General features: G+C 32.3%; 3 protein-coding genes. All 3 read right to left on the bottom strand.

All coding sequences use genetic code 11. From position 1 onward, the window contains the following. Positions 1-211: 211 nt before the first annotated feature. Positions 212-1,087 (bottom strand): helix-turn-helix domain-containing protein, encoded by an 876-nt coding sequence (locus ACI3VO_RS14800; RefSeq protein WP_439758656.1) that lies wholly within the window; start codon positions 1,085-1,087, stop codon positions 212-214. 74 nt (positions 1,088-1,161) lie between these two features. Continuing rightward, positions 1,162-1,899, bottom strand: coding sequence for an ABC transporter permease (locus tag ACI3VO_RS14795; protein WP_439758655.1), 738 nt, complete (start codon positions 1,897-1,899; stop codon positions 1,162-1,164). Further along, the coding region (locus ACI3VO_RS14790; protein ID WP_439758654.1) for an ABC transporter ATP-binding protein at positions 1,900-2,451 on the bottom strand (552 nt) is incomplete at its 5' end.

Genomic DNA, 2,451 nt, shown 5'->3' with positions numbered 1-2,451 from the left:
ATAAAATAATAGCCTTATTTTCTGCACTTTTATATTTAATACCAATTGCTTTAAATAAATTAAAATCAAAAAATGATAAAATAAGACCTATATACGTTAAAATATCAAGTATATTGATCTTACTTTTAAATTTATCATTATTAATTCTTTTATAAAATTTTTATAGGCTTATTTGATTTGTATTTTCAAATAAGCCTATTTTTTTAACATATTAAAGTGGTTTAACAGGCAACATTTCTATATATCCCCTTTTTCCAATCGGTTCTAACTGGATTCTCGGATTTTCAGTATCCCATTTGTATCTCCACATAGCTGGATTATATTTTTTGATTGCTTCTTGTACCTCTTCAATAGCTTGACAGTAATCCTCCTCTAAAAAAGGTTCTCCTTGGAACACCATATAATCTGCTTCTGGTAGTTCAATTAAATCAAATCCTTCTGGAATTTCTCCATCAAAATCAATTGAAACCTCTACACCCTGTACATATTCAGATGTATTCGGCTTGCGATACTTCTCAGGTAGCCATAGACAAACTGGCTCTCCACTTATAAACTGCATACTTGTGAGAAATCCCCATACCTCACAGCCAACCTCTTCACAGTATTTAAAGTATTCTGTAGCTGTTTTTGCTCGTTTTATCAAAACCTTTCGTGAAGGCTTATGCATTAATTGTATAAAAACATTTTTAACTGACATCTTTTTATGCTCCTTTCTAATTTCTTTATAAATTACTCCATATGGAATAAACAGCTGTAGTGGGATAGGGTTTTTAGCATATTCACTAGGATTACATCCAAATTCTCTAGAAAAAGCCCTTTGATACCCATCCACACTCTGAAACCCCAAATCAAAAGCAATATCTATAATCTTACAATCTTCATCTCTCAATCTCAAAGCCGATTTAGATAACTTCAGCCTTCTGATATACTCAGCTGGTGTATAATTTGTATATTCCTTAAACAATCGATGTGAATACCACGGTGAAAATAAAGAAATTTTAGCTAAATCAGCGAGAGTAATACTCTCATTGATATGCTTTTCTATATAATCCTGCATTCTCTGTACTGCAATTATTTTATCGTGCATATTTCCACCTCCAATATACTTATCATACACCATCATCTATTTGTTTTCTCGACTTATCTTGCTATTTTAAAAATCTATTCCCATCGGAAAAATTTAATAGCTGTACCTACACATATCAAAATAATCGCAACCATAATTATTATAGGTACTAAAACATTATTTATTTCAGTTCCCAAAGTAGCTGCTTTTAGTATCTTTATACCCTGTGTAAGCGGCATAATATTTACTACCTTTTGCATCTGAACAGGCATAATTTCATATGGTACAGTTGCTCCTGAAAATACTAGCATCGGAAAATATAATATAGATGCAATTACAGACGCACTTTTACTATTTTTAGCTATTCCACCGACTAACATACCTATACTAAGTATAGACATTAAAACTAATAACCATCCAGCAAAGAAAGTCAAATAAGATCCTCGCATTTCAAATCCCCAAAATAATTTTGCAAAAATCCAGAGAACAGCTACAGAAACTGCTGAATAAATTGTATAAATCGCCAAATGAACAAATAATATCATAGCTGGACTTATCGGTGTCACTTTAAATCTTTTTAATATTTTTCGCTCTCTATAATCTGACACCAAAATAGGCAGTCCCATTAAACCGCCTGCACATATAGCAATTGTACTCAATGCACCAAATGATTGCTCTATAAAAGAATAATCTGCACCCTCAAAAGCAGGCTTATTACCGTAAATAAATCCTAAGATAACAAGCACAATTACCGGCATTATAATAGCAAAAATAACCATATTCATATCTCTAATAGATAATTTTCCTTCTATCTTTAACATTTTCCCAAACATCTATTTTCCCTCCTCATCTGAATACCAAAGATATGCATCCTCAAATTTGTCACATGGACTATTTTTTATAGCCTCCTCGATTGTACCGTGAAAAACAGTTTTTCCTTTATTTAAAATAAGTATCTCATCACATAATACTTCGACCTCATCCATAAAATGTGAAGTTAAAATAATCGTCAAACCATCCTTTTTTAATTTTTCTAATATCCTCCACACTTCTCGTCTCGCTCTAGCATCTAATCCTGTCGTAAGCTCATCTAAAAATACGACCTCAGGCTGTGGAATAAGAGCGAGAACAATAAATAATCGTTGACGTTCTCCACCAGAAAGAGATTTTACTGGGTTCCTTTCCTTATCAGCTATGCCGAATTCTTTTAACAGACCTCGCCAATCTGCTGGATTTTTGTATATACATGCTGTTTCTTCACACAATTCATCAACTCTTATTTCTGATTGATAATTTGAATCTTGGAACTGAACACCTATTTTTTCAAATAATTTCTTTCTATCCTTTATTGGATTCATCCCACAAATGCTAATATCTCCGGAATC

Origin of the sequence: Intestinibacter sp. (genome assembly GCF_051866655.1) — a bacterium.
GTDB lineage: Bacteria > Bacillota > Clostridia > Peptostreptococcales > Peptostreptococcaceae > Intestinibacter.
The sequence above is the reverse complement of the archived record's forward strand: the minus strand, read 5'-3'. Positions and strand labels throughout refer to the sequence as shown.

Coding starts and splice junctions, on each gene's coding strand:
- ACI3VO_RS14800 (WP_439758656.1), bottom strand. CDS start 1,087: ATGCACGATAAAATAATTGCAGTACAGAGAATGCAGGATTATATAGAA.
- ACI3VO_RS14795 (WP_439758655.1), bottom strand. CDS start 1,899: ATGTTTGGGAAAATGTTAAAGATAGAAGGAAAATTATCTATTAGAGAT.